The sequence below is a fragment of the Ruegeria sp. AD91A genome, assembly GCF_003443535.1.
Classification (GTDB): Bacteria; Pseudomonadota; Alphaproteobacteria; order Rhodobacterales; family Rhodobacteraceae; genus Ruegeria.
Genome location: NZ_CP031947.1, coordinates 357,447 through 381,973 on the forward strand (window position 1 = coordinate 357,447; position 24,527 = coordinate 381,973).

Genomic DNA, 24,527 nt, shown 5'->3' on the forward strand with positions numbered 1-24,527 from the left:
TCCAACTGCGAAACACCTATAGCATGGGTTAAGTGTTCTAATTTGAAAATCCGACACTTCGATTACGTGAAACGACTATAAAACTCACTCGTTTTCTATGTTAGCGAGAACAGTGCGATGCTATGAATTGCGGTGGTTATCATACTGTCTATAGCTTCAGGACCAGTTTCTCGGACTTGGCCCGCGATACACAGGTGCACAGGAACTCGTGGCTTTCCTGTTCTTGCGGTGTGAGTATTCCGTCGCGGTGGTCGACCTTTCCTGACACCACGTCAACGATGCAGGACCCGCACAACCCTTCGGAACAGCCGAAATCGACCTGCACGCCGTTGTTTTGCAATACTTCGAGAATGGTCTCCTCTTTGCCGACCGGGTAGATCGCGCCGGTTGACTGAATTTCGACCTGGAATTCGGCGTTTGTGTCGTGCTCGATATCAGATGCGGCTGCAAATCTTTCAAAATGGATTGCACCGCCGCGCAAGGATGCACTTGCTTCAAGAACAGCATTCAGCATCGGTTCAGGTCCGCAGGTATACACATCCGCACCCATCGGCATCGATTGCATGACCGATGCCAAATCAAACTGACCGTCGGTGTCATCGCAGTGCAAATGATACCATTCATCCAATCCAAGCGTTCGGAACTGCGCATCCATCGCGGCATATTCCCTTGACCGTACCAGGTAATAGACCCGAAAATCCTGCCCTCGGTTCATCAATTCCCGCGCCATTGCCACCAGCGGCGTCGCCCCAATGCCGCCTGCAATCAACGTGACGTGCCGATCATGGCTTTCGAGTTTGAAGTGATTTCGCGGCCCGCCGATTTCGACCATCGACCCATCTTGCAACGCGTGCATCGCCACCGAGCCGCCACGCCCTGCGTCGTCACGTTTGACGGCGACATTGATCAAGCGACCGTCTTGGCTCCAGCTCCATAGTGAATACTGCCGCACCAGATCATCGGCCAGATGAACATCGACATGTGCCCCGGGTTGAAGGCCCGTGAAGCGGCCGTTTTCGACCTCAAAGCAAAAATCGGACGTGTCCGGGCTCAGCTGTGTTTTGCGCACGAGGCGAGCAACTTGTGTATCCATCACACGTCCTGTTCGTTCTTGATCGAATTCGATCCTGTACCAGACGGCAAACAGCAGGAAAAAACATAGATTTCAATTGCAAATTTTCTCACATTCGGATGAATGGAACTCACCTCTATCCCTTGAGTAACGCAGCAGCCATGTCACGACGCCACTACAATCTTCCTCCGCTCACGACATTGTCGGCCTTTGAGGCCGCTGCCCGGCATCTCAGCTTCAAAGAAGCTGCAGGTGAACTGTCCGTTACGCCGGGTGCTGTCAGCCACCAGATAAAAGCGCTGGAAGGCGAATTGGGTTCAGCGTTGTTTGTCAGAAAGCACCGGGGCGTGGAACTGACCGAGGATGGTCAGGACCTGTTCGAAGTTCTCGGTTCGTCGTTCCGGCAGATATCGAAGGTGCTTGAAAAGATACGAAGCGGTGATTCAGAGAATCCGGTGACGGTCGGGTCCACTACCGCTGTGGCGGCATTGTGGCTTTCTCCTTCGGTCATCCGGTTCTGGCAGGACTATCCGTACGTCAAAGTGAACCAGATGGCGCAAGACAAGCCATTCTCGGACAGACCGGATATCGACTTTTTCATCCGCTACGGCCGTGACGTGAACTCGCAGCTGAACCATACCAAACTGTACCGTGATACTTTGACGCCAGTCTGTAGCCCCGAGATGGCCTTGGAACTGAAGGGGGCAAGCCTGGAAGATCTGGTCGAGCGTCGCCTGATCCACCTTGAAACGCAGGACAACACCTGGACCACCTGGCCATCTTGGTTTCACGACGTTGGATACACCGGAGTTGTACCGGTGCAGTCGCGCGTGAACAGCTATGCGTTGGCGTTGCAGTTGGCCCGCAAAGGGGCTGGACTTGCATTGGGGTGGAAACGCTTGATCCAACCCATGTTGACCTCGGGAAAACTTGTTGCGTTGGAAGAATTCAGCATACCCGCCCCGAACAATTTTTATCTCGTCGGTCGCCCGGACGACCAACTGACAGAAGGTGCCCTGGCCTTGAAAAACTGGTTGCTGGATGAATTGTCCGGGAGTTCGGTTTAGTTTTCCTCAATCGGTCATTAGGTTTTTTGATATTGAATGAAGCTGGCTCGACCGGCCAATGGGGTAACGTTTAACGCATTCCGAATTACTCAGGAGCAACCGATGAACAAGCATTCAAGGCTTTCGTCTGTTCTGACCCCGGTAAACACCGCCAAGGGTCTGCCGAACGAGCATTATGTCGATCCCGCTGTCTTCGCCGAGGAACGGGATGCGGTCCTGTTTGCGAACTGGTCGGGCATAGGTTTCGGCAAGGACATTCCCGAAGCGGGTGATGCCTATCCGATCGACTTTCTTGGCACGCCGCTTCTGATGGTGCGCGACCGTGACGGACAGATCGGTGTTTTCCAGAACACCTGTCGTCATCGCGGAATGATTTTGGTCGACAAGCCGCAGAAAATCCGTGGCGCGATCCGTTGCCCCTATCACAGCTGGTGCTATGGCCTGAATGGCGAGTTGCGCACTGCGCCGCATGTCGGCGGCCCCGGACGGAACACGCATGAAGATCTGGACTTCGCCGAACTGGGCCTGATCCGCATTCGTTCTTATGTCTGGCGTGACGTTATCTTCGTCAATGTGGATGGCAACGCCCCGGAATTCGAAGAGGTCCATGGCGAGTTGATGGAACGCTGGAAAGATTTCGATCAGCCGATGTATCATGGCGGTGCCGGCGCGTCTGTCCGGCTGGAGCTGGAGTCGAACTGGAAACTGGCGGTCGAGAACTTCTGCGAAAGCTATCACTTGCCTTGGGTTCACCCGGGTCTTAACAGCTATTCGCGCCTGGAAGACCACTATAACATCAATGAACTGGGCAAGTATTCGGGTCAGGGCACTTATGTTTATCGTCAGTTCGAAGGTCAGAACGGCGAGAAACTGGATGACTTCCAGAACCTGAGCGAACAGTGGCACGAAGGTGCGGAATACATCGTCGTGTACCCAAATACCCTGCTGGGTGTTCAGCGCGACCATGGCTTTGCCTTCATCATCGATCCGATCACCCATGAGAGGTCGAATGAGAGGATAGAGCTGTACTACACCAAAAAACCGGAAGACGCACCCGAGCACGAAGCGTTGCGCGCAAAGAACGCGCAGCTTTGGAAAACCGTTTTCGAAGAGGATGTGTTCGTGGTTGAGGGCATGCAGAAAGGCCGTCATGGTGTCAAATTCGACGGCGGCCGCTTCTCGCCTGCGATGGATGGTCCAACGCATTGTTTTCACCACTGGGTGGCAACGCAGATCGAACAGGCCCGCGAAGAGGCATAGGCGACTTTCTACAGTACAGTCTGGCCCGATCCCACGTGGTGGCGCACATGCCGAGGGCGGGTCAGATCTCTAACAGCAAGTGTTTGCTGGCGAACTCTCGACCCTGTTTGGTGGCGTTGGAAAATCCGGTTTCAGGCGCGAGAAAGGACTGAAAGCGTTGTATAAATACATGCGCACCAAAAACATCGCGATATCGCTGAAAGGCTGACCTTGGATCTTCAAGAACTCGATGACCAACTGCTGCAGGCCCATGCGGATAGCGATCTGCCGGCGCTGATCCGACTGTACCACGAAGCGGCCAGCCAGGCCGAACAACGTCGGGATCATGACGCGGCCTGTTTCTATCTGACACATGCGTTCGTATTTGCACTGGAATACGGATCCCCCGAAGCGGATGAACTGAACCGCAAACTATACGAACGCGGTCGCGCCCATCGTTTGGCGTTCTGATGAAACCGGTATAACTGGGTTATTGCGGTGGCAAAGAGACAAAGCATGACTCATTTCACATTTCTATGCCTTGAAGACTTCCCGGTTGCTGCCCTGTCCATGGCCATCGACCCGTTACGCGTGGCCAATGAGATCAGCCGCAGGGATGGTCTTGGCTGGACCGTCGTATCAGAAGATGGGCAACCGGTCATGTCCAGCTCACGCCTCAGCTTCAATCCCGACAAGGCATTGTCCGAGGTGGATGAGACAGATGTGGTATTGGTCTTTGCCGGGGCGTCAACCCGGTTCAGGGATCGCAAGGCGTCAGGGGGAGCGCTGCGACGGCTTTTGTCCCATGGCGTGCGGATCGGTTCCGTCAGCGGTTCACTTTTTGCGCTGGCGGAAGAGAGGTTCTTCGATGGTTACAGCTGTAGCGCGCATTTCTGCTATACCGCTGCTTTGAAAGAACAATTTGACAGAGTGACCCTGTGTGACACGCTCTATACCATAGATCGCAACCGAATGTCGTTTGCCGGAACTTCGGCGGTGTTTGAATTTATGCTGGGCGTAATTTCGGATGAGGTATCCGATGCGGTTGCCGTCGAAACGGCCTGCTGGTTTCAATACGCGACTTTGCGTGATGCAGGTACTTTGCAGGTTCTGCCGGGGTATAGCAAAGATCAAACCCGGAATGGCCTGCCACGCCCGGTTCGGCGGGCCATCGAGTTGTTTGCAAACAATATCGAAAACAAGATCTCAATCGAGCAGGTCTCGAAACTCGTTGGTATGTCCATGCGGCAATTGGAACGGCATTTCAAAAAAGAAACCGGAATCAGCCCCGGTGGGTATTATCGCAGATTGCGGCTGGATGCGGCGCGGCAGAAGCTGCTTTATACCGACCAGTCCCTGCAGGAAATCGCGCTGTCGGTCGGGTATGACAGCGCCAGTTCATTCTCAAGCAATTACCGGCGGGAATTCGGCCTGCCTCCAACACAAGAGCGCAAGGAAAGAAGCCGCGGTGCAAGACACGCGGCCTTGTCCTTCGGTCAACGTCCGTCAAAGGGCTTTGACCACCTCGGTCAGCATTTGGTGAACTGAAATCGCGTAGCTGCGTGGCGCGTAGATCGAGAAATCCGTTCCTGCCTCATTACAGCGCAACAGGCATCCCACATGATGGATTGCAGTGCGGTTGAAGGCTCCGGCCTGCATCTGCTCGACATCCAGAACCGTCAAGCGTTGCAGTAGGTCGATGGCACCCTGCCCGGTCATATCGATGCGTGTAAACACGTCCGACTGATCGGTCACGGACGCTATGCCAGCGAACTCGACCGCCATCCTCCGGGCCAGCTCCAATGGGCCTGTGTATGTTTCTTCGCACAGGTACTGATCCGGGCCCAACCAGTGCAGACTGCTGGTTTCGCCCTGTTCCCATTGCCCCGCGTCAGGCGCCGGGACTCCACAAACGGTTTGAAGCCTGGCCTTCACAGCCTCTTCTTGTCCCAGTCTTGCCGAAACGGATGCCAGTGCCACATCCTCTCGTTCCTGAAAGGTCAGAGGTCCGACCACGTCCCGTTTTGGTTCGGTGCCGCCAATGGCGGTCTTGGCAACAAAATCACGCACGGAGCCGTTCTCCTTCGGGGTCAACGAAATGCGCGCTGACAAGCGTCGCTTTGATGTTGGTGTCATCCACCGGGCTGACAATCTGCACGGTGTCGCCCAATCGCTGCGCCCCGCGTTTTACAAAGGCCAGGCCGATGCTGCTGGACAGGTGCGGCGAATAGGCAGCCGAAGTGACATAGCCCAAATCATTTTCCGGCAGGTGTGGCGCACCGTCGTCAAACACATGGCCGCCTGCCAGCACGGTATCGGCGTTTCTGACCGGCTGGATGCCGACCAAAGCCAGACCATCCGGGTCTGAAAGAGCCTCTCGCCCGCTGAGGGTCGCACCGATACTGTCCTTCTTGGTTGAGACCATGCGCCCCATGCCTAGATTGTGGGCGCTGGTGGTTCCGTTCAGTTCGTTTCCGGTGGCGTGCCCCTTTTCAATCCGCAGAACGCCAAGCGCTTCGGTGCCATACGGGGTTACGCCCAAGGGTTCTCCAAGCGCCATCAAATGTCGTATCAGCGCGTCACCGTACCGGGTTGGCACAGCCAGTTCATAGGCCAGTTCGCCCGAGAACGAGATGCGGAACAACCGCGCCGGGATACCCCCGGCAATGGTCACCTCTCGACACGCCATGAACGAGAAGCCTTCGTTGCTGACGTCAATACCATCATCGACAACCTTGTGCACCAACTCGCGTGATTTCGGGCCCGCTATGGCAAATTGCGCCCAAGCGTCGGTGGTCGAGATCATCTGCACATCCAAGTCCGGGAACAGACATTGATGCACGAATTCCATGTGGCGATAGACGGCCACAGCGTTGGCGGTTGTCGTAGTGACCACAAAGTGATCCTCGGCCAGGCGGGCGGCGGTGCCGTCATCCATGGCTATGCCGTCTTCGCGCAGCATCAGGCCATAGCGGGTTTTGCCCACCGGCAGTTTGGCGAAGCCGTTGCAATAGATCTTGTTGAGGAATTCCGCGGCATCCGCGCCCTGTACGTCGATTTTGCCCAGCGTGGTCACGTCGCAGACGCCGACACCGCTGCGTACGGCCAGAACCTCGCGATCCACGGATTCGCGCCAATGCGTCTCACCAGCCTTGGGGAACCATTGCGCGCGCATCCAGGGGCCCACCTCGACGAATACCGCGCCCTGTTCTTCAGCCCATTGGTGGCTGGGCGTCAGTCGCGTAGGTTTGAACTCTTTCCCGACCGAGCGCCCGACCCAGGCGCCCATCGCCACAGGCGTGTAAGGTGGCCGGAAGATGGTTGTGCCGGTTTCGGGAATGCTCTTGCCAGTGATCTCGGCCATCACGGCCAGCGCGCCGACATTCGCGGTTTTGCCCTGATCGGTCGCCATGCCAAGAGTTGTATAGCGTTTCAGATGCTCGACACTGCGAAACCCTTCCTGTTCGGCCAGTTTGACGTCCTTTACGGTCACGTCATTCTGGAAATCCAGCCAGGCGCGGCCTTTGCCGGGCACGTTCCAGAACGGGGTGATACGGATCGCATCATCCTCAGCTTCCGGCAGGTCGACCGGGCAGGCCGTGATCCCCAATCCGTCCAGCGCCGCAAGTGCCGCATTGGTGCCCGAGGCGATCGCCCCGTGGCTGGTCAGGTTGCCAGCGGCGGCACCGGCGACAACCATACCCTTCGGCAACTCGGCCGGCGGGATGAAGGCTGCAAGCGGTTCGAACCATTGCGGGCGACCGCGTTGGTGGCATGTCAGTTGCACATTCGGGTTCCATCCACCCGAAACGCCCAGACCGCTGACTTCAATCGGGCGGGTCTGACCATCGGCCATCTGCACGGTGATCGATTTCAGCCCCAGACGCCCCTGCGCGCCGATGACTTGCGCACCCGCCAGCAATTCACATTCGGCGATGCGCGGAGCATCGCGGCGCGGGTCGATAACAGCGACAACCTTGATCCCGGCTTTGATCAGATCCTGCGCGGCGCGGTGTCCTTCATCGTTGTTGGTGAAGATCGCCACGCGCTTGCCCGGTGTCACAGCCCAGCGGTTTGCATAGGCCCGCATCGCGCCCGCCAGCATTATGCCCGGTCGGTCGTTGTTTTCGAAAGCAATCGGACGTTCGGTAGAGCCGGCACAAAGCACCGAGTGCTTCGCGTAAATGCGCCACAGAATCTGGCGTGGTTTCCCCGCTTCGGGCACTGCAAGGTGATCCGAGACCCGCTCAAGCGCGCCATAAATGCCGTGATCATAGGTGCCGAACACAGTGGTGCGCGTCAGAAGGCGCACATTGTCCATCGACGCCAGCTCTCCCAGTGTCTGCGCGACCCAATCCGCATTCGAAATGCCCTCGAACCGGTCACAGTCAGACAACAGACGCCCACCCATCCGGCTGTCCTCGTCGGCCAGAATGACCCGCGCGCCAGACCGCGCCGCCGTCAAGGCTGCGATCAGGCCAGAAGGACCGGCTCCGATAACCAGTACGTCGCAATGCAAATAGCCTTTGTCATAGATGTCCGGGTCAGCTTCTTTCGTCAGGTTGCCCAGACCGGCCGCCTTGCGGATCATCGGCTCATAGAGCTTTTCCCAGAACGCCTTGGGCCACATGAAGGTCTTGTAATAGAAACCCGCCGTCAAAAACGGTGAGAACCGGTCATTGATTGACAGCGCGTCGAAGGCGAGCGAGGGCCAGCGGTTCTGCGATGTCGCCTCGAGCCCGTCGAACAATTCAATTGTGGTCGCGCGTGTGTTCGGTTCCTGTCGGTTGCCTGTGCGCAGCTCAACCAGCGCGTTGGGTTCTTCCGAGCCCGAGGCCAGCACACCGCGTGGGCGGTGGTATTTGAACGAGCGGCCAACCAACCGTACGTCATTGGCCAGCAGAGCCGAGGCCAGCGTGTCGCCCTGATAACCTTCGTAGGATCTGCCATCGAAGGTAAAGCGCAGCTTTTTGGACCGGTCGATCAGACCGCCCTGCAAACGATTGTTCTGGGTCATTTTCCCCGCCCCGTCTTGCGGGCTACATCCCGCGCCAGTTCTGTTGCCAGAATTTCATGGGTCAGCGTGTTGCGTGTCACAACAAGCCACGAGCGGTCGCCCTGCTCGTGAAACCACAACTCACGATGGGTTCCTGCGGGGTTGTCGCGCAGGTAGAGATAGTCGTGAAACTCTGCGGCAGCCGAGTCTGATTGCCAGTCGGGCCGATTGATCAGGCTCGCGTCACCCAGATAGGTGAATTCGGATGCGTCTCGCGGGCCAAGCAATGGATGATTTATGATCATGTCCGGGCCTCCTCAGTGCAGGTTGGGCTGTGCGCCCACGCCTTTTTCGTCAATCATCCGTCCGGTTTTGAACCGGTCCAGACGATAGGCAGTTGCAACTTCATGCGGTCGGTCGGTGGCCATAAGATGCGCGAAACAAAAACCAGATGCTGGCGTTGCCTTGAAACCGCCGTAGCACCAGCCACCATTGAAATAGAGCCCGTCAATTTCGGTGTGATCTATGAACGGCGAGCCATCCATCGACATATCCATCACACCGCCCCACATCCGCAGCAGGCGCGCGCGGCCAATCATCGGCATCAGGGACATGCCACCTTCGGCCACATCCTCAACCACAGGCAGGTTGCCGCGTTGGGCGTAGGTGTTATAGCCATCGATATCGCCACCAAAGACCAGCCCGCCCTTGTCCGATTGGCTGACATAGAAATGTCCGGCGCCATAAGTTATCACCCCGTCAAGAACCGGTTTCAGCCCTTCGGTCACAAAGGCCTGTAGCACGTGGCTTTCGATCGGCAGACGCATTCCCGCCTGAGCCATCACGCGGCCGGAAGAACCGGCCACCGCCACGCCCACCTTCTTGGCGCCGATATATCCCCGTGTGGTTTCAACACCCAGCAGTTTTCCGTTTTCGATGCGGAACCCGGTGACTTCGCAATTCTGGATGATGTCGACACCCCGTTGATCCGCGGCACGGGCATAGCCCCAGGCCACACCGTCATGACGCGCCGTGCCGCCACGACGGTGCAAAAGACCGCCCTTGATCGGAAAGCGCGCATCGTCAAAGTTCAGGAACGGATACATCGCGCGAACGCCGTCCGTATCCAGAAGTTCGGCCCCAGAACCGGTGAACATCATTGCATTGCCACGGCGGCGATACGCGTCACGCTGCGCATCCGTGTGACAAAGGTTCAGAATACCGCGCTGGCTGACCATCGCATTGTAGTTCAGGTCCTGCTCCAGGTTCTCCCACAGTTTCAGCGACAGTTCATAGAAAGGCTGGTTGCCCTCCAACAGGTAATTGGCGCGAATGATCGTCGTGTTCCGCCCCACGTTACCGCCGCCGATCCAGCCTTTTTCCAGAACGGCCACTCTTGCGGCGTTGTGTTCCTTGGCCAGATAGTATGCCGTAGCAAGGCCATGACCGCCGCCGCCAATCACGATGAAGTCATAGCTTGATTGAGGTTCGGGATCGCGCCATGCCGGTGTCCAGCCCCGGTGCCCGTTCAAAACCTGCCGCATGATCGCGAGTGCCGAATACCGCATATGGATGAGTCCTTAACCCTTTGTGCGTCGATGCATCTTGAGCCACCTGAACGGACTCAGTCACGGCGTAATCCGTCACAGAGTTTATCAGTTGCGACAATTTTCAGGCTCGTGTTCGGATAGACTGTTGGACGACTGAGCAAATTACCAATGCATGGGTCACGGGCCCGTGCAGCCATCGCGCGAAGATCAACGTTCCGTGCGAAGCCGCCCGGCCATCGTCCGGTTGTCTTCCGTGATTGCGGGGTTGTTGTTACAACGCCATAGGCACCGCCGCGTGTGTGGGGATCAGAACCGCAACAATTCAAGCGTATGCCCTGCGGGCAGGTCCTCGGCCTCTGCCGGTATGATCACCAACCCGTCTGCCTGCGCCAGCAAAGCCACACGGCCACTGTAGGATGGTGCCATAAGACGCAACCTCGGAAGGCCATCCGGCGAGGTGCCGTCAATCTGGGCCGGTCGATATTCCTGCCGGCCCGCGTGACGATGCAAGGGTTCGGCCAGCACCGCCTGCACAGGTGTCTGAGGCATGTGACGCAGACCCGCGCGGCGCGCCATCATCTGCGATCCGATTATCTGCCATGTCACGTAAGCCGAAACCGGGTTGCCTGGCAGACCAACATAGAGAGCACGTCCGCGCCGCCCGAATATGACCGGTTTCCCTGGCTTCATCGCGACTTTCATGACATCGGTTTCGCCGCCGATCTCGCTGAACAGTCGGGGCATGTGATCTTCATCCCCTACGGACACTCCCCCGGTTGTAACGATCAGATCCGAGGTATCGCATGCCTCGCGCAGAACCCGTCCAAGACGGGCCGGGTCATCTTCGACCGGCCCCCGGTCGTTCAGTTCGATCCAGGGTTTTTGCAACAACGCCAGCAGCATATAACGGTTCGAGTTGTAGATTTGGCCGAGGCCAAGGGGTTCGCCCGGTTGGCGCAGCTCGCTGCCTGTCGAAAAGATCGTAACCTTCAGTTTTCGGAACACCAAGACCTCGCCGTACCCGGCGGATGCCAGGGCTGCCACCTCACGCGGTCCAATTTCGCAACCGCGCTGCAGGATCGGACCCCCAGCAAAAAGATCTTCCCCCGCACGCCGGATATTCTGGCCGGGTTTGGGGCGGCGGCTGAATCGAACCCTGTCGATCACGAGATCGCAATCTTCCTGCATCAGCACAGCATCGAAGTCAGGCGGCACAGGAGCCCCCGTAAAGATGCGCAAAGCGCTGCCTTCGGGTGCATCATGGTCGCCGGGGTCGCCCGCAGCCACGCGTCCGGCCACGGGAAGTTCGAATACCGGTCCGTCGCCCAGATCTCTGGTGCGGATGGCATAGCCATCCATGGCAGAGTTGTCGAAGGCGGGCATGTCGACCTTACTGGTGCAATCCTCGGCCAGAACCCGGCCTATCGCCTGTTTCAGCGGCAAAGTCTCGGTTTCAGTAAGAGGATCGGCCACAGAAAGACCGCGCTCAAGGGCGTGATCTACACTCAGATACACGTTGGCGTGGCGGTCACAGGCACATCCATCAGCCATGTTGATCCTCCAAATATGCAAAGAAGTCTTGGAGCCCTGTAGCCCCGGCAGGGATTTGCGGTGACCTCAGCTCAAACTGAAAGGCGAGGATTGGTGTGTTCGCCTTCGGGTCGATGCTCTGATGTATTACTGCGGCCTCGGAGATAACCTTGGCCGATGCAGCGTGGGCAAAGACCCAGAGTCCAGCAAAGATTGCTGCAGTTAGTTTCAGCGAAGCATTCATCTGTCCCTCCGGAGTTCAGGCCGCCCGGCAGGAATCCCCCAGCAGGTCAGCCAGAACGCTGATCACCACCGGCAAAAGGGAGCGATGGTTTTTGTCGCACGGCCCGGCCAGAAATTCCCGGCCAATGGACATCACGTCAGGCGTACTGTCATTGACATAGGTCATGACCCGCCGTTCGGGGCCTTTGTCAGCAAGGGCACTATGGCCGCCTCTACTGCTTCCACAGGTTCTGAAATCACAACCGAAGCCGCGCACTGTTCGTTGCGTTGCCCTTTGGTCGGTTTCGAAAGAAAAAGCCTGGCACGGCCATGAAAAAGTGAACGAGCACGAGGATCGGGATCTCTTTTTCAGATGATCTTAGCCGAATGCCAGACGTTCTTGACCGTCATGTAATTCTCAAGGCCTTCGGTTCCGCCTTCCCGACCATAGCCACTGGATTTCACGCCTCCAAAGGGTGTTTCAGGCATGGATGCTTCAAGTGTGTTGATCGACAGATTGCCGACCTCGACCTCGTCGATCAGACGGTCGATATAATCCGCCCGGTTGGTGAAAGCGTATCCGGCCAGACCGTAGGGAACTGAATTCGCCAGATCGATTGCCTCATCCAGCGAAGCCACCGAATTGATCACGGCAACCGGTCCAAACGGCTCCTCGCGCATGATCCGCGCCGTTTCGGGAACGTTCAATAGCACCGTGGGTTCAAAGAAATATCCCCGTTCACCAAGCCGCGATCCGCCGGTGGCAAGCGTTGCCCCCTGTGCCACCGCGTCTTCAACCAGTTCTGTCAAAGCCGGCACGCGCCGGTCGTTGGCCGTTGGGCCCATTTCAACCGTTGCTTCAAGCCCATTGCCGACGACTGTGGCTTTAGCCCGCGCGGTAAACCCAGCCGCATAGGCGTCAAATATACTCTCATGCGCGAAGAAACGGGTTGGCGACGTGCAGACCTGACCGGTATTGCGCGTTTTGCGCACCGCGCTTGAAACAGCCGCTGATTGCACATCCGTATCTTCGCAAACAATGACCGGCGCATGGCCGCCCAACTCCATAAGCACTCGGGTGTCATGCCGGGCCGCCAAAGTGGTCAAATGGCGCCCAACGGTTGTCGACCCTGTGAAGGCCACCAAGCGAACGGGGTCCTGCGGGATCAGGTGGCCGGATATCTCGGACGGTTCACCGAACACTAAATTCAGAACCCCCGGAGGCAGACCGGCATCTTCGAACGCTTTTGCTATGTGTAAAGCTCCGGCTGGCGTTTCTTCCGCAGCCTTCAGGATCACCGAACAGCCAGAGGCCAAAGCACCGGCGATTTTCCGGGCAGGTTGGCTCATGGGGAAGTTCCACGGCGAGAACGCGGCGACAACGCCAACAGGCTGGTGATGAACTGCAAACTTGTGACCCTGAGCTGCCGGAATGATCCTCCCATAGGTCCGCATCGCCTCGCCCGCATCCCATTCAAAGAACTCGGCACCGCGAATGACCTCCAGCCGGGCCTGCTTTAGGGGTTTGCCATGTTCCAGAGTGATGGAATGCGCGATTTCTTCCTGTCGCTGACGCATGAGGGCTGCCGCCCGCAGGATCGTATCCGCACGCTCACGCGGCGGTGTACGGCGCCACAGTCGAAAGCCTTCGACGGCCGCTTGCAGCGCGTCGTCCAGGTCTTTCACCGATGCGCAAGGCAATCGACCGAGTTCTTCCTCGGTCGCCGGGTTGACAACCGGGATATCGCGACCGGTTTTTCGCCACGTGCCGCCGATGAAAAGCTTGAGCTCTGGATACATGAAATCGGGGCCTCCGTTTGCCTTGATTTTTGATCGCTCGATGCCTCGTATTACTTCAAGCGCATAGCGCGAATACGGATATCAATTTGGCGAATATCTGGTCTGTCTGCTCTGCGCCGCGCGATGCAGAGCCGTTTTGAAAGCTCGCCCCGCAGGCGACAAATCGTCGTCCGCACGGAAGGACACTCCTATTGGCCCCTGCCCAAACGGAACCACCCAGGCGAGCTGGGCAAGATGCCCGTTTTCGATATCCTGGGCGACGACCTCGGCAGGCATTAGGCCGATCAGGTCACGTGATTGCAGCAGCGCCCGGTTCGTCAGATAGGACACGGATTCAATCGCGACCGGTGGCACATATTGCTGCTGACCGACAAAAAAATGATCCGCCTGACGTCGCAACGTTGTCTCTTGCGGGGGGAGGATCCAGCCAAACGGTTTGGTTTGCGCAAAGGTCACGGCGTCCCAGCCCGCCAGTGGGTGCCGAGGGCCTACAATGGCCAATATCCGATCCTCGAACAGTTTTTCCTGCCGAATCTTGTCACGATGCCGGTGCGACGGCAGACGTCCTACAACCATGTCGATCTCACCCGACAGAAGCCGAGGCATAAGTACCTCGTTGGTCCCTTCGCTGATCTTGACCGCGACGTTCGGGCGGTCTTCCAGCAGCAGTTCAATGGCGGCAGGTAGCAGGCTGGTGGACGCCGCAAGCAACGTGCCCACCACGACACGGCCGGAGTTTCCTTCGTTCAGATCGTCCAGTTCCTGCGCGGCATTTGAAACCTGTGCAAATATCAGTTTCCCGTGACGTATGAGAGTTTCGCCAAAAACGGTTGGCACAACTCCTCGATTGGTGCGTGTGAACAGTTTGACTTCAAAGTCCAGCTCAAGATCCTGAATCATCTTGGTTGCTGCTGGTTGAGATATTCCCAACTCCCGCGCGGCATTCTGAATGTTTCCATGCGCGCCCACCGCGACCAGCAGACGCAGTTGTCGCAGTTTCAGACGGGTCAAGGCGCGGTCCACGATGCGAGAATGACGCCCCACCATGGCTACAGCACAATCGGCTCGCAAAGCTGATCCAGCTTGGACAGCACGCTCATGGCCGCAAGCGCCGAGCTTCGCGGGTTGTCGGGCAGCGCGGTTCCGCTGATCCTAAACTGAAAAGTGCCAAAATCACCTTCGGCCTCAACCTCGTGAATGTTCTTGTGGATCGTCGGATCGGCGATCAGACGAACCTGTGTGCTGTCGAATCCCACACCTGCCAAGGCGACGGCAGCGGCGACATTTGCGTTCTTGGGGTAAGCCAAAGCCGCCTCTCGCGCGGAACCCTGAAAATGAGTTTCAGCCGCGGTGATACTGCTGAGGTCAAGACTGTGTTCAGCAAGTGATCCTTTCCACCCCGCCGGCGGCTTGCGCCCCACATATGTAACGGATTTGAGCGGACCGACCGCTGCGGCGCTGAGGCAGTCCAGCCCGCCTATGGCACCGCTTGCCAGATGCAGCCGAGCCCCACCCTTTCGCGCGGCCCTGTCCAGCCGGCCACTGACCTGCTGATCCGCAAGTGCCCCGGCAGAGACACTGATGATATCCAGCCCTCGCGCCAGAATTTCCGGACCCAACCCGGCCAATGCCTCGTGCCCCGCGCAATCCAGAACCACTTCGATTCCGGCCGGCAGGTCATCAACCGAACCGACCGACATAGGCGATTTTGGATCAACGCGCTGTGGCCGGACCAGAATGGCCGCCAACTCATGCCCATGTTCTGGCAACATGCGCTGCACATACTGCGCGATTGCGCCGGTTCCAATGACTGCGATCTTCATGTCTCGACCCTAGATCAGCATTGAAAAAATCTGAATTGGTAAGTTGGTGATATATGTTTTTCAGATAGCCATTTCTCTGAAATAGCGCTGGATCGACCCGCTCAGTGTGCTTTTCTTCATATCAATGCCACTGGGACCACGGTGAAAATGAAGTACTCAAAACACGACGCGAAGGCCTATGCCCGCGAACATATGACTGGGATATGGGCAGCTGCATTGAACCCGTTCAATGATGACCTGTCTCTGGATGAATCGGGACTGCGCGCCAACATCCGCCATTGGATCGATGACCTGGACATCCAGGGCCTGTTCGTCGCCGGCAAACAGGGCGAATTTTTTTCAATGAGCATCGAAGAGCGCAAGCGTAACTTCGAAATCGCGGTCGACGAATGCGCAGGCGAAGCCGGTGTAATCGTCTCGGTCTCGGACCAGAGCATGAATACTGCGTTGGACCTAGCGCATTACGCCCAGAATTGCGGTGCAGATTACATCGTTCTTCACGCCCCGGTTCTGAGTTTCGTACAGGATCGTGGCGAGGTCTTGTATCAGTACTACAAGCGCTTCTGCGAAGAGCTGGATATCGGCATCGCCATGTGGAGCCATCCTGACAGCGGCTATTTGATGCAACCTGAAGAATGCGCCCGCATTGCTGATTTGCCGAATATCGTGGCCATTAAGTATTCGGTTCCGCGTGAGATGTACGTGAAGCTGACCCATATGGTGGGCGACAGGATCCACGTCTCGACTTCGGCCGAACATGAATGGCTGGACAACATACTGGAACTGGACTGGAAGCTGTATCTCTGCTCCTCTCCGCCCTACCAACTGCAAAGCACGGTCGATCGGAGAATGAACGAATACACACGTCTGGCCTTTGCGGGACAGGCGGATGAAGCGCGGCGTGTCTTTGACAGTCTGAACCCAGTCCGCAATGCGATGAAACGCGCCCGTCCTGCGGGCAAACCCACTGCATTCGGGAAATACTGGCTAGAGTTGCTGGGTCAGGTCGGTGGTCGTGTACGCCCGCCGATGCTGGAACTGACCGACGCGGAAAAAGCGATCATTCGCAAAGCATTTGATGAAAGCGGGCTGCGCGTCTGAGCCGGGTGAGGCCTAGCAGTATAAGGAAATCGGATAGCGAGATGCTGATAATTGCTTTGCGGTTATGGAAAAACGCGCCAAACTTTCCAGGATAGGGAGTGGGACATGTCAAAACTGAAAGCGTTCAACTTTAAGGCCTGGATCGACGAGCATCGCCATCTGCTCAAGCCGCCCGTAGGGAATCGTCAGGTTTGGGAAAATGCCGATCTGATGGTTACCGTTGTAGGTGGGCCAAACAAGCGAACCGATTACCACGATGATCCGGTTGAAGAATTCTTCTACCAGCTTGAAGGCGACATGGTGCTGAAAATCTATGACGGAGAGGAGTTCTATGATGTTCCGATCCGTGAAGGTGAAGTTTTCCTGCTGCCTCCGCATGTGCGCCATTCACCACAGCGCCCTCAGGAAGGCTCGATCGGGCTTGTAATTGAACCCAAGCGCCAGACCGGAGAGCTGGACGCCATCGAATGGTATTGTTTCGAATGCGGATCACTGGTGCATCGTGCAGAAATGCAGCTAAAGTCCATCGTTGATGACCTGCCTCCGGTTTATCAGAAGTTCTATGCCTCGGAACAAGACCGCACCTGCCCCAATTGTCAGGCTGTGCACCCGGGAAAGGAACCGCCCGAGGGCTGGGTCACGTTGTAAAACAAGATCAAACAGGGGAAGAAATGAGACATCTCGCAAAAATCGCCGCCTCTGCGGCTGCGCTGGCACTGTCGTCCGTGGCCATTCACGCCGAAGAGTTTCGGTTGGGTCTGATCACGCCGCCACCGCACATCTGGACCAAAGCCGCCGAGGCGTTCGGGGCTGAGTTGAATGAGGCCAGTGGTGGCGCACATTCGGTATCGGTTTTCCCGGCCCGCCAGTTGGGCAATGAGGCCGAAATGCTGCAACAATTGCAGACCGGCGCGCTGGACATGGCCTTCATGACGGTGGCCGAGGTTTCCAACCGCGCGCCTGAATTGGGGGCGTTTTATGCGCCCTATCTGGCAGATGACATTGGGCACGCAGGGCGCATTCTGCGGTCTGACACCGCCAAATCCATGCTGGAACCATTGCCAGGGCAGGTAGGTGTCGTTGGACTGGGATATGGGATGGCCGGATTGCGTCAGATCGTAAGCCGTGGCGAGGTCTCATCCGCCGAAGACTTGTCGGGCCTTAAACTGCGGATCACGCCCTTCACACCGATCCTGGATTTCTACAACGCGGTGGGCGCAGCACCCACGCCCATGCCCTTGCCTGCCGTCTATGATGCGCTGGCCAATGGTCAGGTCGACGCCATAGACATGGATGCCGAGCTGATCTGGGTACTAAAATATTATGAACACGCCGACACGATCGTGCAGTCAGATCACATGATGTTCCCAATGGTCGGTCTGGTTTCGGCCAAGGTCTGGGCTGGTTTGTCCGAAGAAGACCGCGCGATGATTGCGGAACTTATGGCCAAGCATGTCGACAGCACCATTGATGCTTACGTTGAAAACGATGCCAAATGGCTGGAACAGATCGAAGGAACAGGCAAGGCTTACAAAAAGGTCGACGCCTCGTTCTTCGGCGACGCAATCGAGGAATGGAATGCGATCTGGTCCCAGAAGACCTCTTCCCTTGACGCTTTGCGGCAGACTGCGGCAGAAACAAAATAACGAAAACGACATGACGAAGAGGGCGCAGCTCGATCCTGCGCCCTTTTTCACGGGAGAACAGCGATGTTGTATCGGCTGTCGGCAGGCTTAGCGCGGGTCGAGTTGTGGTGCGCTGCCTTTCTGGCGGTCTGCATAACGGTTTTGATTTTGCTGAATGTCGTGACGCGCACGGCGGGCAATGCCCTGTTCTGGGTTGATGAGCTGGCGATTTACGCGATGGTCTGGATGACTTTTCTGGGCGCGTCTTCCGCATTGCATCATCGCAGTTCGGTGTCGATCTCCATTGTTTCCGACAACGTGCCCGGACGCGCGAAACGATTGATCCGCAAGAGTGTGGACGTGGTCGTGTTTGCTTTTTCCCTTGCGATGCTGTGGTTCTGCTGGCGCTGGTTCCTTCCGCTGGACATTGCCAGCAACGGATTCGATGTGGCGGTATTTCAAGGTCAAACATTCAATTTCATCTATGCCGAGCCGACATTAACCCTGGGCCTGCCAAAGTACCTGTTCTGGTTGGTGATGTGGCTTTTCGCATTGGGCGCGACGCTGCATTCCACCATGCATCTGCTGAGCACCCCAGAGCAAGAGGCACAGCCATGAGCCCCATCGTCTTTCTGGCCACTTTACTTCTTTCCGTGCCCGTGGCGATCGTGCTGGCGATCACCGCCATCTGGTACATCTGGGAAAGCGGCAACACGGTTCTTTATGACAGCTTCGCGCAGAAAATGTTCGGAGGCCTTGAGAATTACGGCCTTCTGGCAATTCCTCTGTTCATGTTGACCGGAGAATTGATGAACGAAGGCGGTATGACGCGGCGCCTTGTCGCGCTGGCCCGGGTGTTCGTCGGCGGGTTTCGCGGCGGGCTGGCCTATATCAACTTGCTGGCAAACATGTTTATGGCGGCAATCATTGGGTCTGCGACGGCGCAGATCGCGGTGATGTCGCGCGCCATGGTCCCCGCGATGAAGGAAGAAGGCTATGACAAGGGTTTCGCCGCTGCCACGACTGCCGCAGGCGGGCTTCTGGCTCCGGTCATACCGCCGTCGATGATGTTTGTCATCTTCGGCGTACTGGCACAGATCCCGATTGGTGACATGTTCATTGCCGGGATTCTGCCCGGTTTTATCTTGGCTGCTTCATTCGCTTTGGTCATTACCTTGATCGGGTGGCGGCAGCAGTTCCCGAAAGGGAACTGGATGACACGCAGTGAAACCATCAAGGCCGTGATCAGCGCCGCCCCTGCCCTGCTGATCCCGATGTCAATCATAGGTGGTATTCTGTTCGGGATCGCCACACCGACCGAATCCGCCGCAATCGCATCCCTGATCGCGTTTCTGGTGGGCTGGTTGGTTTACGGGGACCTGAAGCCGGGCAACCTGGCACAGATGTTCAAACGCACGGCGGCCAATGCCTCGATGATCCTGTTCATGATCTCGGCAGCCAGCGTGTTCGGCTGGGTCATCATCTATGAGGAAATACCACAGCAACTGGCTGGGCTGGTTACCTCCGTCACTTCGGACCCGTTCGTGTTCCTGCTGATCGTGAATCTGGCGCTTTTGCTGGTTGGAATGGTGATCGATGGCATCGCCGCGATTATCCTGATCACTCCGATCCTGCTGCCAATTGCAACCGGTTCATACGATATCAGCCCCTATCAATTTGGCATTGTTGCCTGCCTGAACCTTGTGCTTGGGCTGATGACACCCCCGGTCGGGATCGGATTGTACATCGCCTCATCCATGAGCGGCACATCGCCCGGCTCAATCCTGAAATCGCTTTGGCCATTCCTGATCGCGGTAACTTTGGTTTTGCTTCTGCTCAGCTATTTTCCAAGCCTGTCAACGCTGCTGATCTGATTTGGATACGTTTTCCGGTCGTAATCAGTTGAAAATTTAGCGCCGGAAATCACGCTCTACTTATCGGTTCCTGTCAGCTAAGCTGGCGGGAACACGTCAACAGGTCACAAAAAAGGTTTTCATGCTGCTCGACACTCCTATCTGCGATTTCGGCTGGCAGGCCCCGGATTTCACGCTCAGGGACCCGAATGGTCATTCTTTCACCATGTCCGATCACCTGCAAAACGGATTGCTGATCGCCTTTATCTGCAACCACTGCCCTTATGTCAAAACAATCACTGACCGGCTTGCACAGGACACGGGCCTGTTGATGTCGAAAGGGATTGGGGTATTGGCGGTCATGTCAAACGACTATCGGGAGTATCCCGAAGATGCACCGCAGAAAATGCTGGAATTCGCGAGGGAAAATGGGTTCAACTTTCCCTATCTCGTAGACGAAGATCAAACCATAGGAAAGGCCTATGGTGCTGTTTGCACACCCGATTTCTTTGGGCTGAATGCGGATGGAAGACTGCAATACCGTGGCCGTCTGGACAATCTGGGCCGCAGCCAGACAGGCGAGCGCGAACCGGAGCTGGTCAATGCCATGCTGCAGATTGCACAGACCGGGCAAGGTCCCCGGCATCAGAGTCCGTCAATGGGATGTTCGATCAAATGGACGCGAGGCTAGGTCATGGGGATCGCTACGCTGGATCATGTCAACCTGCGCACTACACGTTTGGAGGAGATGATCGAATGGTACAGAAAAGTTCTGGGGATGCAGGTCGGCCCACGCCCGCCCTTCCCCTTTCCCGGAGCCTGGCTTTATGTCGGTGAACACGCTTACGTGCATCTTGTTGGTGTCGAGATCGAAGCCGCGGGATCGGAGGCCGAGCTGAAGCTCGAGCATTTCGCCTTTTCGGCAAACGGGTTGGACAGTTTCGAAGCTCACCTCAAAGTAAACGATGTTCTCTATCGCCGAGCGGTTCTGACGGCAGTCAATATAGTGCAGTTGAATGTCTGGGATCCGGACGGCAATCATGTCCACATCGATTTTCCGGCTGACGAATAAGGGCGAAAGTCGCCGATATTTTTGGCCAGTAAACAGTTTCTCTCTCAATTTGAAGACTTGACCCGAATTGCTGGGTCGTCCTTGATAGGGTTAGATTTCTCCCGACTACTCCCGGGTAAATTGTACTTGCTAAAAGAAATGGGGACTGCATGGCATCGCGCCACCGCCGACATGCATGGCAGTCGAATGACTGATACTAAGGACTGGCTGGCCAGACACGGCTTGTCCAAATATGTCGATGCCTTTTCACGGCACGAGATCGAGCCGGGCGATCTGTCGGAACTGAGTGACGATGACCTTGTCACAATTGGCCTGCCCCTAGGACCCAGGCGCCGCTTTCTGAAAGCCATGCGGGAAGAAAACCAAGGGCCCGCAGCAACACAACGCGCAAGTCAGGTACCCAACATCGTTGCCGAGCGTAGACAGCTGACGGTCATGTTTATCGATCTTGTTGGGTCGACGGCTATATCGCAGAAACTGGACCCCGAAGATCTGGCCGAAGTTCTGAGACTGTTCAAGGAGACCTGCGCTGCTGCAGTTGCGGCTTTTGATGGTCATATCGCTAGTTACTATGGCGATGGCATCATGGTGTTTTTTGGTTTTCCGCATGCGCATGAAGACGATCCGGAACGTGCCATTCATGCAGGTCTTCGAATTATTCGCGAAATTCCGGAAATCCGCACGCATGCACATCTTGAAGTCCGCATCGGGATCGCGACCGGCCTGGTTGTCGTCGGTGACCTGCGGGGAGAGAAGATGTTCGAAGACGGCACGGCCATGGGCGAGACCCCGAACCTGGCCGCACGGCTTCAATCGATGGCTGATCCGGGTACAATGATTGTGGCGCCGACGACCCAGGAACTGGCGGGTGAAGCTTTCGAATATGTGCGCCGTGGCACTTTTCAATTGAAAGGCTTTGCCAAAGAAGTCGAAGCTTGGCAGGTCACCGGCACGCGCCAGACTGTCAGCCGCTTCCTTGCGGCAGACGACGCCCGGATGAGTTCATTGGTCGGGCGCACGCAGGAGCACGAAACCCTTCAAAGCAAGTGGAGGCTGGCCTGCCAGGGCCATGGTCAGGTGGTGTCGGTCTCGGGCGAGGCGGGTATAGGAAAGTCCAGGCTAATCGAAGAGCTTCGCCGCAAGATCCCGGGTCCAGACCATCAGCAGCTACGCTTTCAGTGTTCACCCTTCCATGATGCAAGTGCGCTGTACCCGATCATTCGCCAGCTTGAAAATGCAGCCGAACTTCGGGCTAATGACGGTGCGGACCAAAAGTTGGAAAAGATTTCCAGCATCCTGGGCGATCCTTCTGAAGGGTCACTGAAACTGGCTGCGACACTATTGTCGGTCCCATTTGAAGACAGGCTTGGCCCGCTGGATCTGACCCCTGAGCAGATCATGAAGCAGACGCTAGAAATGCTGGTCAATCATATGATCAACTCGGCGCAGGAAACCCCGACCCTCTTGCTGTTTGAAGATGCGCATTGGATCGACCCAACGACAAAGACACTGCTTGACCGGCTTGTGAACCGGATTGGGGACGCGCGCCTGCTGATGGTAATGAGTTATCGTACGGGCTTTGATCCGGGCTGGCCACAATCACACAACCTGATGCACGTCGCGCTCCAACAACTGGACTTCGTGCAGGTCAAAGAGATCGTGAACGATATTGCCAAAGGCAAAACCGTCCCGGACGAAGTTTACCATCTGATCGCCGCCAGATCCAACGGTGTCCCGCTTTTCGTGGAAGAGGTGACAAAGGATTTGTTGGAATCCGATCTTCTGACTGAACGTGCTGATGCCTATACGCTGGACCGGTCCACGCCATCGCCTCCTGTACCGAAAACACTGCACGACGCGTTGATGGCACGCCTTGACCGACTGAGCTCAGCCAAGGAAGTCGCACAGATTGGTGCTGTCATTGGCCCGCAATTCTCTTATCCGATGATTGCAAGCGTTTCCCGTTTTAATGAACGGGCGTTACGTTCCGGCCTGGATTCGCTCGTGGATGCCGGGATCGTGATTGTCTCAGCTTCAGAACCCGAGGAAACGTTCAGTTACCGCCACGCTCTCATTCGCGACACCGCTTACAACAGCCTGCTGAAACGGGAGAGGAGAACGCTTCATGCTCGTGTGGTCGAAGCACTGAACTCTTCGTCATTGCATGACAATTTCGCCGAACCGGAAATTCTGGCTCATCACTACACGATGGCAGATATGCCGGATGAAGCGATTGAACAATGGTATCAGGCCGGACAACGTGCCGTTGAACGCTCGGCCGGGATCGAAGCGGCCACTCAGCTGGGTCGTGCCATCGCGTTGCTGAAACAGCAGGATGACTCGGTTGACCGCGACCGCAAGGAAACCAAAATACAAACGTTGCGGGCTGGCGTTCTTCGCTCGACCGCTGGCATCGCGGCCGACGAAACGGGGGCGGTATATGCCCGGATCCGCGACTTGTGTAATCGGCTGGGCGAAACCGAACAATTGTTTCCCGTGCTCAACGGACTCTATGCGTATCATCTGGTCCGCGGTGAATACGACCTTGCCAAGGACGTCGCGGCGCAGTTGCTGGAACTGGCCAATCTGACCGAAGAAACGCACCACACGATGATTGCCCACCGGGCCATGGGTGCCGTCTTGTTGCATATCGGGCACCAGGACACCGCCTATGATCACCTATGGCAGGCATTGCATTTGTATGATCCTCAGCAGCACAGCCGCCTTGCCTATGTCTATGGAACGGATCATGCTGCCATTACATCGTGCTTTTTAAGCATAACAGTTTGGTTGCGCGGGGAACCTGATCGCGCACTTGAGATCCAGCATCAGGCAGTCGCAACCGCACAGGAACTGGATCACGCGCATAGTCTGGCCCAGACCCTGACGTATCTGTGTATGCTGCACCTGTTGCGGCGTGAACCGGAACAAGTTTACGACGTTGCCGCTCGCCTTGAAGAACTGGCAACCAAACACACCTTCCCCTTCATGAAATTGACGGCGAATGTCTGGCGTTGCTGGGCAGATGCGCAGATCACGCCTGGCCCAGAAACGATCCGTGCAATGCGTGAGGCGTCCGAAGCCTGGTGGGCCAGCGGGGCTGGAAACTACAAGCCGGTGTTCCTGACGGCCCTTGCCGAAGCGTCATTGACAGCGGGCGAACCGATGGCAGCGCAGCGCCTGCTGGATGAAGCACGTGAACAGCAGGTACTGACCCATGAAGGGTGGGCTCAAGCGGAAACAGATCGGATACAGGCGTTGGTGCGGTCCACGGACAATACGGCTGACGATCTGTTCATGGACGCTCTGAAAACCGCACGCGAACAGCAGGCAAGGATGTTCGAACTGCGAACAGCCGTGGATTACGTGCAAACTTGCGGCCACTTTGACTGCACACCGGCCTCGCCCCCTGATCTTCGAGAGATACTGGGAAAGATTGTCGGTGGCGCACAGACCCGCGATGTTGCGCAGGCCATGTCTTTGCTCGATCAAGTGAAACTATCGTAGATAACCTTTATTGGCCTTTTCGGCGGGCAATAACCTTCCGTCCATCCCATCGCCCTGAAAGTAAGGGTGC

23 protein-coding genes are annotated in these 24,527 nt (G+C 56.8%); 12 read left to right on the forward strand and 11 right to left on the reverse strand.

Annotated elements, in window-relative coordinates; genetic code table 11:
• Positions 1-148 precede the first annotated feature (148 nt).
• The gene (locus tag D1823_RS20065; RefSeq protein WP_117873393.1) at positions 149-1,093 is read right to left on the reverse strand and encodes a PDR/VanB family oxidoreductase; all 945 of its coding nucleotides are present in this window, start codon (positions 1,091-1,093) and stop codon (positions 149-151) included.
• Positions 1,094-1,233: 140 nt separating this feature from the next.
• Between D1823_RS20065 and D1823_RS20070 the strand changes: the two genes are divergently transcribed.
• The 4 genes from D1823_RS20070 (at position 1,234) to D1823_RS20090 (ending at position 4,926) form a co-directional block, all read left to right on the forward strand.
• Positions 1,234-2,139 carry a LysR substrate-binding domain-containing protein gene (locus D1823_RS20070; protein WP_117873395.1) on the forward strand — a complete coding sequence of 302 codons (906 nt, stop codon included), beginning with the start codon at positions 1,234-1,236 and terminating at the stop codon, positions 2,137-2,139.
• Between the two features lie 102 nt (positions 2,140-2,241).
• Complete coding sequence (locus tag D1823_RS20075; RefSeq protein WP_117873397.1) at positions 2,242-3,399, forward strand: aromatic ring-hydroxylating dioxygenase subunit alpha; 1,158 nt, start codon at positions 2,242-2,244, stop codon at positions 3,397-3,399.
• 210 nt (positions 3,400-3,609) lie between these two features.
• Positions 3,610-3,849: a hypothetical protein gene (locus tag D1823_RS20085; protein WP_117873399.1), complete on the forward strand. Its 240-nt coding sequence runs from the start codon at positions 3,610-3,612 to the stop codon at positions 3,847-3,849.
• A gap of 45 nt (positions 3,850-3,894) precedes the next feature.
• A complete protein-coding gene (locus D1823_RS20090) occupies positions 3,895-4,926 on the forward strand; it encodes a GlxA family transcriptional regulator (protein ID WP_117873401.1) in 1,032 nt (343 codons plus the stop codon).
• On the opposite strand, the gene D1823_RS20095 is transcribed toward D1823_RS20090, so the two are convergent.
• From D1823_RS20095 to D1823_RS20135, 10 genes are all read right to left on the reverse strand, one after another.
• On the reverse strand, positions 4,885-5,448 hold the full coding sequence (locus tag D1823_RS20095) for a sarcosine oxidase subunit gamma (RefSeq protein WP_162896894.1): 564 nt from the start codon (positions 5,446-5,448) through the stop codon (positions 4,885-4,887). The two genes, D1823_RS20090 and D1823_RS20095, sit on opposite strands and share 42 nt — an antisense overlap.
• Entirely contained in the window at positions 5,441-8,395 is a 2,955-nt protein-coding gene (locus D1823_RS20100) for a sarcosine oxidase subunit alpha family protein (protein ID WP_117873405.1), read from the reverse strand. The genes D1823_RS20095 and D1823_RS20100 overlap by 8 nt, the downstream gene beginning before the upstream one ends.
• The gene (locus D1823_RS20105; protein ID WP_117873407.1) at positions 8,392-8,679 is read right to left on the reverse strand and encodes a sarcosine oxidase subunit delta; all 288 of its coding nucleotides are present in this window, start codon (positions 8,677-8,679) and stop codon (positions 8,392-8,394) included. The genes D1823_RS20100 and D1823_RS20105 overlap by 4 nt, the downstream gene beginning before the upstream one ends.
• A gap of 12 nt (positions 8,680-8,691) precedes the next feature.
• The gene (locus D1823_RS20110; protein WP_117873409.1) at positions 8,692-9,942 is read right to left on the reverse strand and encodes a sarcosine oxidase subunit beta family protein; all 1,251 of its coding nucleotides are present in this window, start codon (positions 9,940-9,942) and stop codon (positions 8,692-8,694) included.
• A gap of 288 nt (positions 9,943-10,230) precedes the next feature.
• On the reverse strand, positions 10,231-11,475 hold the full coding sequence (gene glp, locus D1823_RS20115) for a gephyrin-like molybdotransferase Glp (RefSeq protein ID WP_117873411.1): 1,245 nt from the start codon (positions 11,473-11,475) through the stop codon (positions 10,231-10,233).
• Positions 11,468-11,698 (reverse strand): hypothetical protein, encoded by a 231-nt coding sequence (locus tag D1823_RS20120; protein ID WP_117873413.1) that lies wholly within the window; start codon positions 11,696-11,698, stop codon positions 11,468-11,470. Before D1823_RS20120 ends, glp begins: the two co-directional genes overlap by 8 nt.
• 15 nt (positions 11,699-11,713) lie before the next feature.
• Positions 11,714-11,863, reverse strand: coding sequence for a hypothetical protein (locus tag D1823_RS21985; RefSeq protein WP_162896895.1), 150 nt, complete (start codon positions 11,861-11,863; stop codon positions 11,714-11,716).
• A 182-nt stretch (positions 11,864-12,045) separates the two neighbouring features.
• Positions 12,046-13,476, reverse strand: coding sequence for an NAD-dependent succinate-semialdehyde dehydrogenase (locus D1823_RS20125; RefSeq protein ID WP_117873415.1), 1,431 nt, complete (start codon positions 13,474-13,476; stop codon positions 12,046-12,048).
• Between the two features lie 81 nt (positions 13,477-13,557).
• Positions 13,558-14,523, reverse strand: coding sequence for a LysR substrate-binding domain-containing protein (locus D1823_RS20130; RefSeq protein WP_117873417.1), 966 nt, complete (start codon positions 14,521-14,523; stop codon positions 13,558-13,560).
• Positions 14,524-14,525: 2 nt separating this feature from the next.
• Entirely contained in the window at positions 14,526-15,299 is a 774-nt protein-coding gene (locus tag D1823_RS20135) for an aspartate dehydrogenase (protein ID WP_117873419.1), read from the reverse strand.
• Positions 15,300-15,446: 147 nt separating this feature from the next.
• Between D1823_RS20135 and D1823_RS20140 the strand changes: the two genes are divergently transcribed.
• From D1823_RS20140 to D1823_RS20175, 8 genes are all read left to right on the forward strand, one after another.
• A complete protein-coding gene (locus D1823_RS20140; RefSeq protein WP_117873421.1) occupies positions 15,447-16,400 on the forward strand; it encodes a dihydrodipicolinate synthase family protein in 954 nt (317 codons plus the stop codon).
• A 105-nt stretch (positions 16,401-16,505) separates the two neighbouring features.
• A complete protein-coding gene (locus D1823_RS20145; RefSeq protein WP_117873423.1) occupies positions 16,506-17,048 on the forward strand; it encodes a 3-hydroxyanthranilate 3,4-dioxygenase in 543 nt (180 codons plus the stop codon).
• Positions 17,049-17,071: 23 nt separating this feature from the next.
• On the forward strand, positions 17,072-18,046 hold the full coding sequence (locus D1823_RS20150) for a TRAP transporter substrate-binding protein (protein ID WP_117873426.1): 975 nt from the start codon (positions 17,072-17,074) through the stop codon (positions 18,044-18,046).
• A 63-nt stretch (positions 18,047-18,109) separates the two neighbouring features.
• The gene (locus D1823_RS20155; protein WP_117873427.1) at positions 18,110-18,643 is read left to right on the forward strand and encodes a TRAP transporter small permease; all 534 of its coding nucleotides are present in this window, start codon (positions 18,110-18,112) and stop codon (positions 18,641-18,643) included.
• A complete protein-coding gene (locus D1823_RS20160) occupies positions 18,640-19,899 on the forward strand; it encodes a TRAP transporter large permease (protein WP_117873430.1) in 1,260 nt (419 codons plus the stop codon). The genes D1823_RS20155 and D1823_RS20160 overlap by 4 nt, the downstream gene beginning before the upstream one ends.
• Positions 19,900-20,020: 121 nt before the next feature.
• Entirely contained in the window at positions 20,021-20,569 is a 549-nt protein-coding gene (locus D1823_RS20165; RefSeq protein ID WP_117873433.1) for a thioredoxin family protein, read from the forward strand.
• 3 nt (positions 20,570-20,572) lie between these two features.
• The gene (locus tag D1823_RS20170; RefSeq protein ID WP_117873435.1) at positions 20,573-20,950 is read left to right on the forward strand and encodes a VOC family protein; all 378 of its coding nucleotides are present in this window, start codon (positions 20,573-20,575) and stop codon (positions 20,948-20,950) included.
• A 186-nt stretch (positions 20,951-21,136) separates the two neighbouring features.
• Positions 21,137-24,457: an adenylate/guanylate cyclase domain-containing protein gene (locus D1823_RS20175; RefSeq protein ID WP_162896896.1), complete on the forward strand. Its 3,321-nt coding sequence runs from the start codon at positions 21,137-21,139 to the stop codon at positions 24,455-24,457.
• Positions 24,458-24,527 lie beyond the last annotated feature (70 nt).

Bases quoted from the DNA above. Each gene is read 5' to 3' on its own strand.
- D1823_RS20065 (WP_117873393.1), bottom strand. From the start codon at position 1,093: ATGGATACACAAGTTGCTCGCCTCGTGCGCAAAACACAGCTGAGCCCG.
- D1823_RS20145 (WP_117873423.1), top strand. From the start codon at position 16,506: ATGTCAAAACTGAAAGCGTTCAACTTTAAGGCCTGGATCGACGAGCAT.
- D1823_RS20165 (WP_117873433.1), top strand. From the start codon at position 20,021: ATGCTGCTCGACACTCCTATCTGCGATTTCGGCTGGCAGGCCCCGGAT.
- D1823_RS20090 (WP_117873401.1), top strand. From the start codon at position 3,895: ATGACTCATTTCACATTTCTATGCCTTGAAGACTTCCCGGTTGCTGCC.
- D1823_RS20100 (WP_117873405.1), bottom strand. From the start codon at position 8,395: ATGACCCAGAACAATCGTTTGCAGGGCGGTCTGATCGACCGGTCCAAA.
- D1823_RS20070 (WP_117873395.1), top strand. From the start codon at position 1,234: ATGTCACGACGCCACTACAATCTTCCTCCGCTCACGACATTGTCGGCC.
- D1823_RS20175 (WP_162896896.1), top strand. From the start codon at position 21,137: ATGACTGATACTAAGGACTGGCTGGCCAGACACGGCTTGTCCAAATAT.
- D1823_RS20160 (WP_117873430.1), top strand. From the start codon at position 18,640: ATGAGCCCCATCGTCTTTCTGGCCACTTTACTTCTTTCCGTGCCCGTG.
- D1823_RS20120 (WP_117873413.1), bottom strand. From the start codon at position 11,698: ATGAATGCTTCGCTGAAACTAACTGCAGCAATCTTTGCTGGACTCTGG.
- D1823_RS20110 (WP_117873409.1), bottom strand. From the start codon at position 9,942: ATGCGGTATTCGGCACTCGCGATCATGCGGCAGGTTTTGAACGGGCAC.
- D1823_RS20135 (WP_117873419.1), bottom strand. From the start codon at position 15,299: ATGAAGATCGCAGTCATTGGAACCGGCGCAATCGCGCAGTATGTGCAG.
- D1823_RS20170 (WP_117873435.1), top strand. From the start codon at position 20,573: ATGGGGATCGCTACGCTGGATCATGTCAACCTGCGCACTACACGTTTG.
- D1823_RS20105 (WP_117873407.1), bottom strand. From the start codon at position 8,679: ATGATCATAAATCATCCATTGCTTGGCCCGCGAGACGCATCCGAATTC.
- D1823_RS20155 (WP_117873427.1), top strand. From the start codon at position 18,110: ATGTTGTATCGGCTGTCGGCAGGCTTAGCGCGGGTCGAGTTGTGGTGC.
- D1823_RS20130 (WP_117873417.1), bottom strand. From the start codon at position 14,523: ATGGTGGGGCGTCATTCTCGCATCGTGGACCGCGCCTTGACCCGTCTG.
- glp (WP_117873411.1), bottom strand. From the start codon at position 11,475: ATGGCTGATGGATGTGCCTGTGACCGCCACGCCAACGTGTATCTGAGT.
- D1823_RS20125 (WP_117873415.1), bottom strand. From the start codon at position 13,476: ATGTATCCAGAGCTCAAGCTTTTCATCGGCGGCACGTGGCGAAAAACC.
- D1823_RS20150 (WP_117873426.1), top strand. From the start codon at position 17,072: ATGAGACATCTCGCAAAAATCGCCGCCTCTGCGGCTGCGCTGGCACTG.
- D1823_RS21985 (WP_162896895.1), bottom strand. From the start codon at position 11,863: ATGACCTATGTCAATGACAGTACGCCTGACGTGATGTCCATTGGCCGG.
- D1823_RS20140 (WP_117873421.1), top strand. From the start codon at position 15,447: ATGAAGTACTCAAAACACGACGCGAAGGCCTATGCCCGCGAACATATG.
- D1823_RS20075 (WP_117873397.1), top strand. From the start codon at position 2,242: ATGAACAAGCATTCAAGGCTTTCGTCTGTTCTGACCCCGGTAAACACC.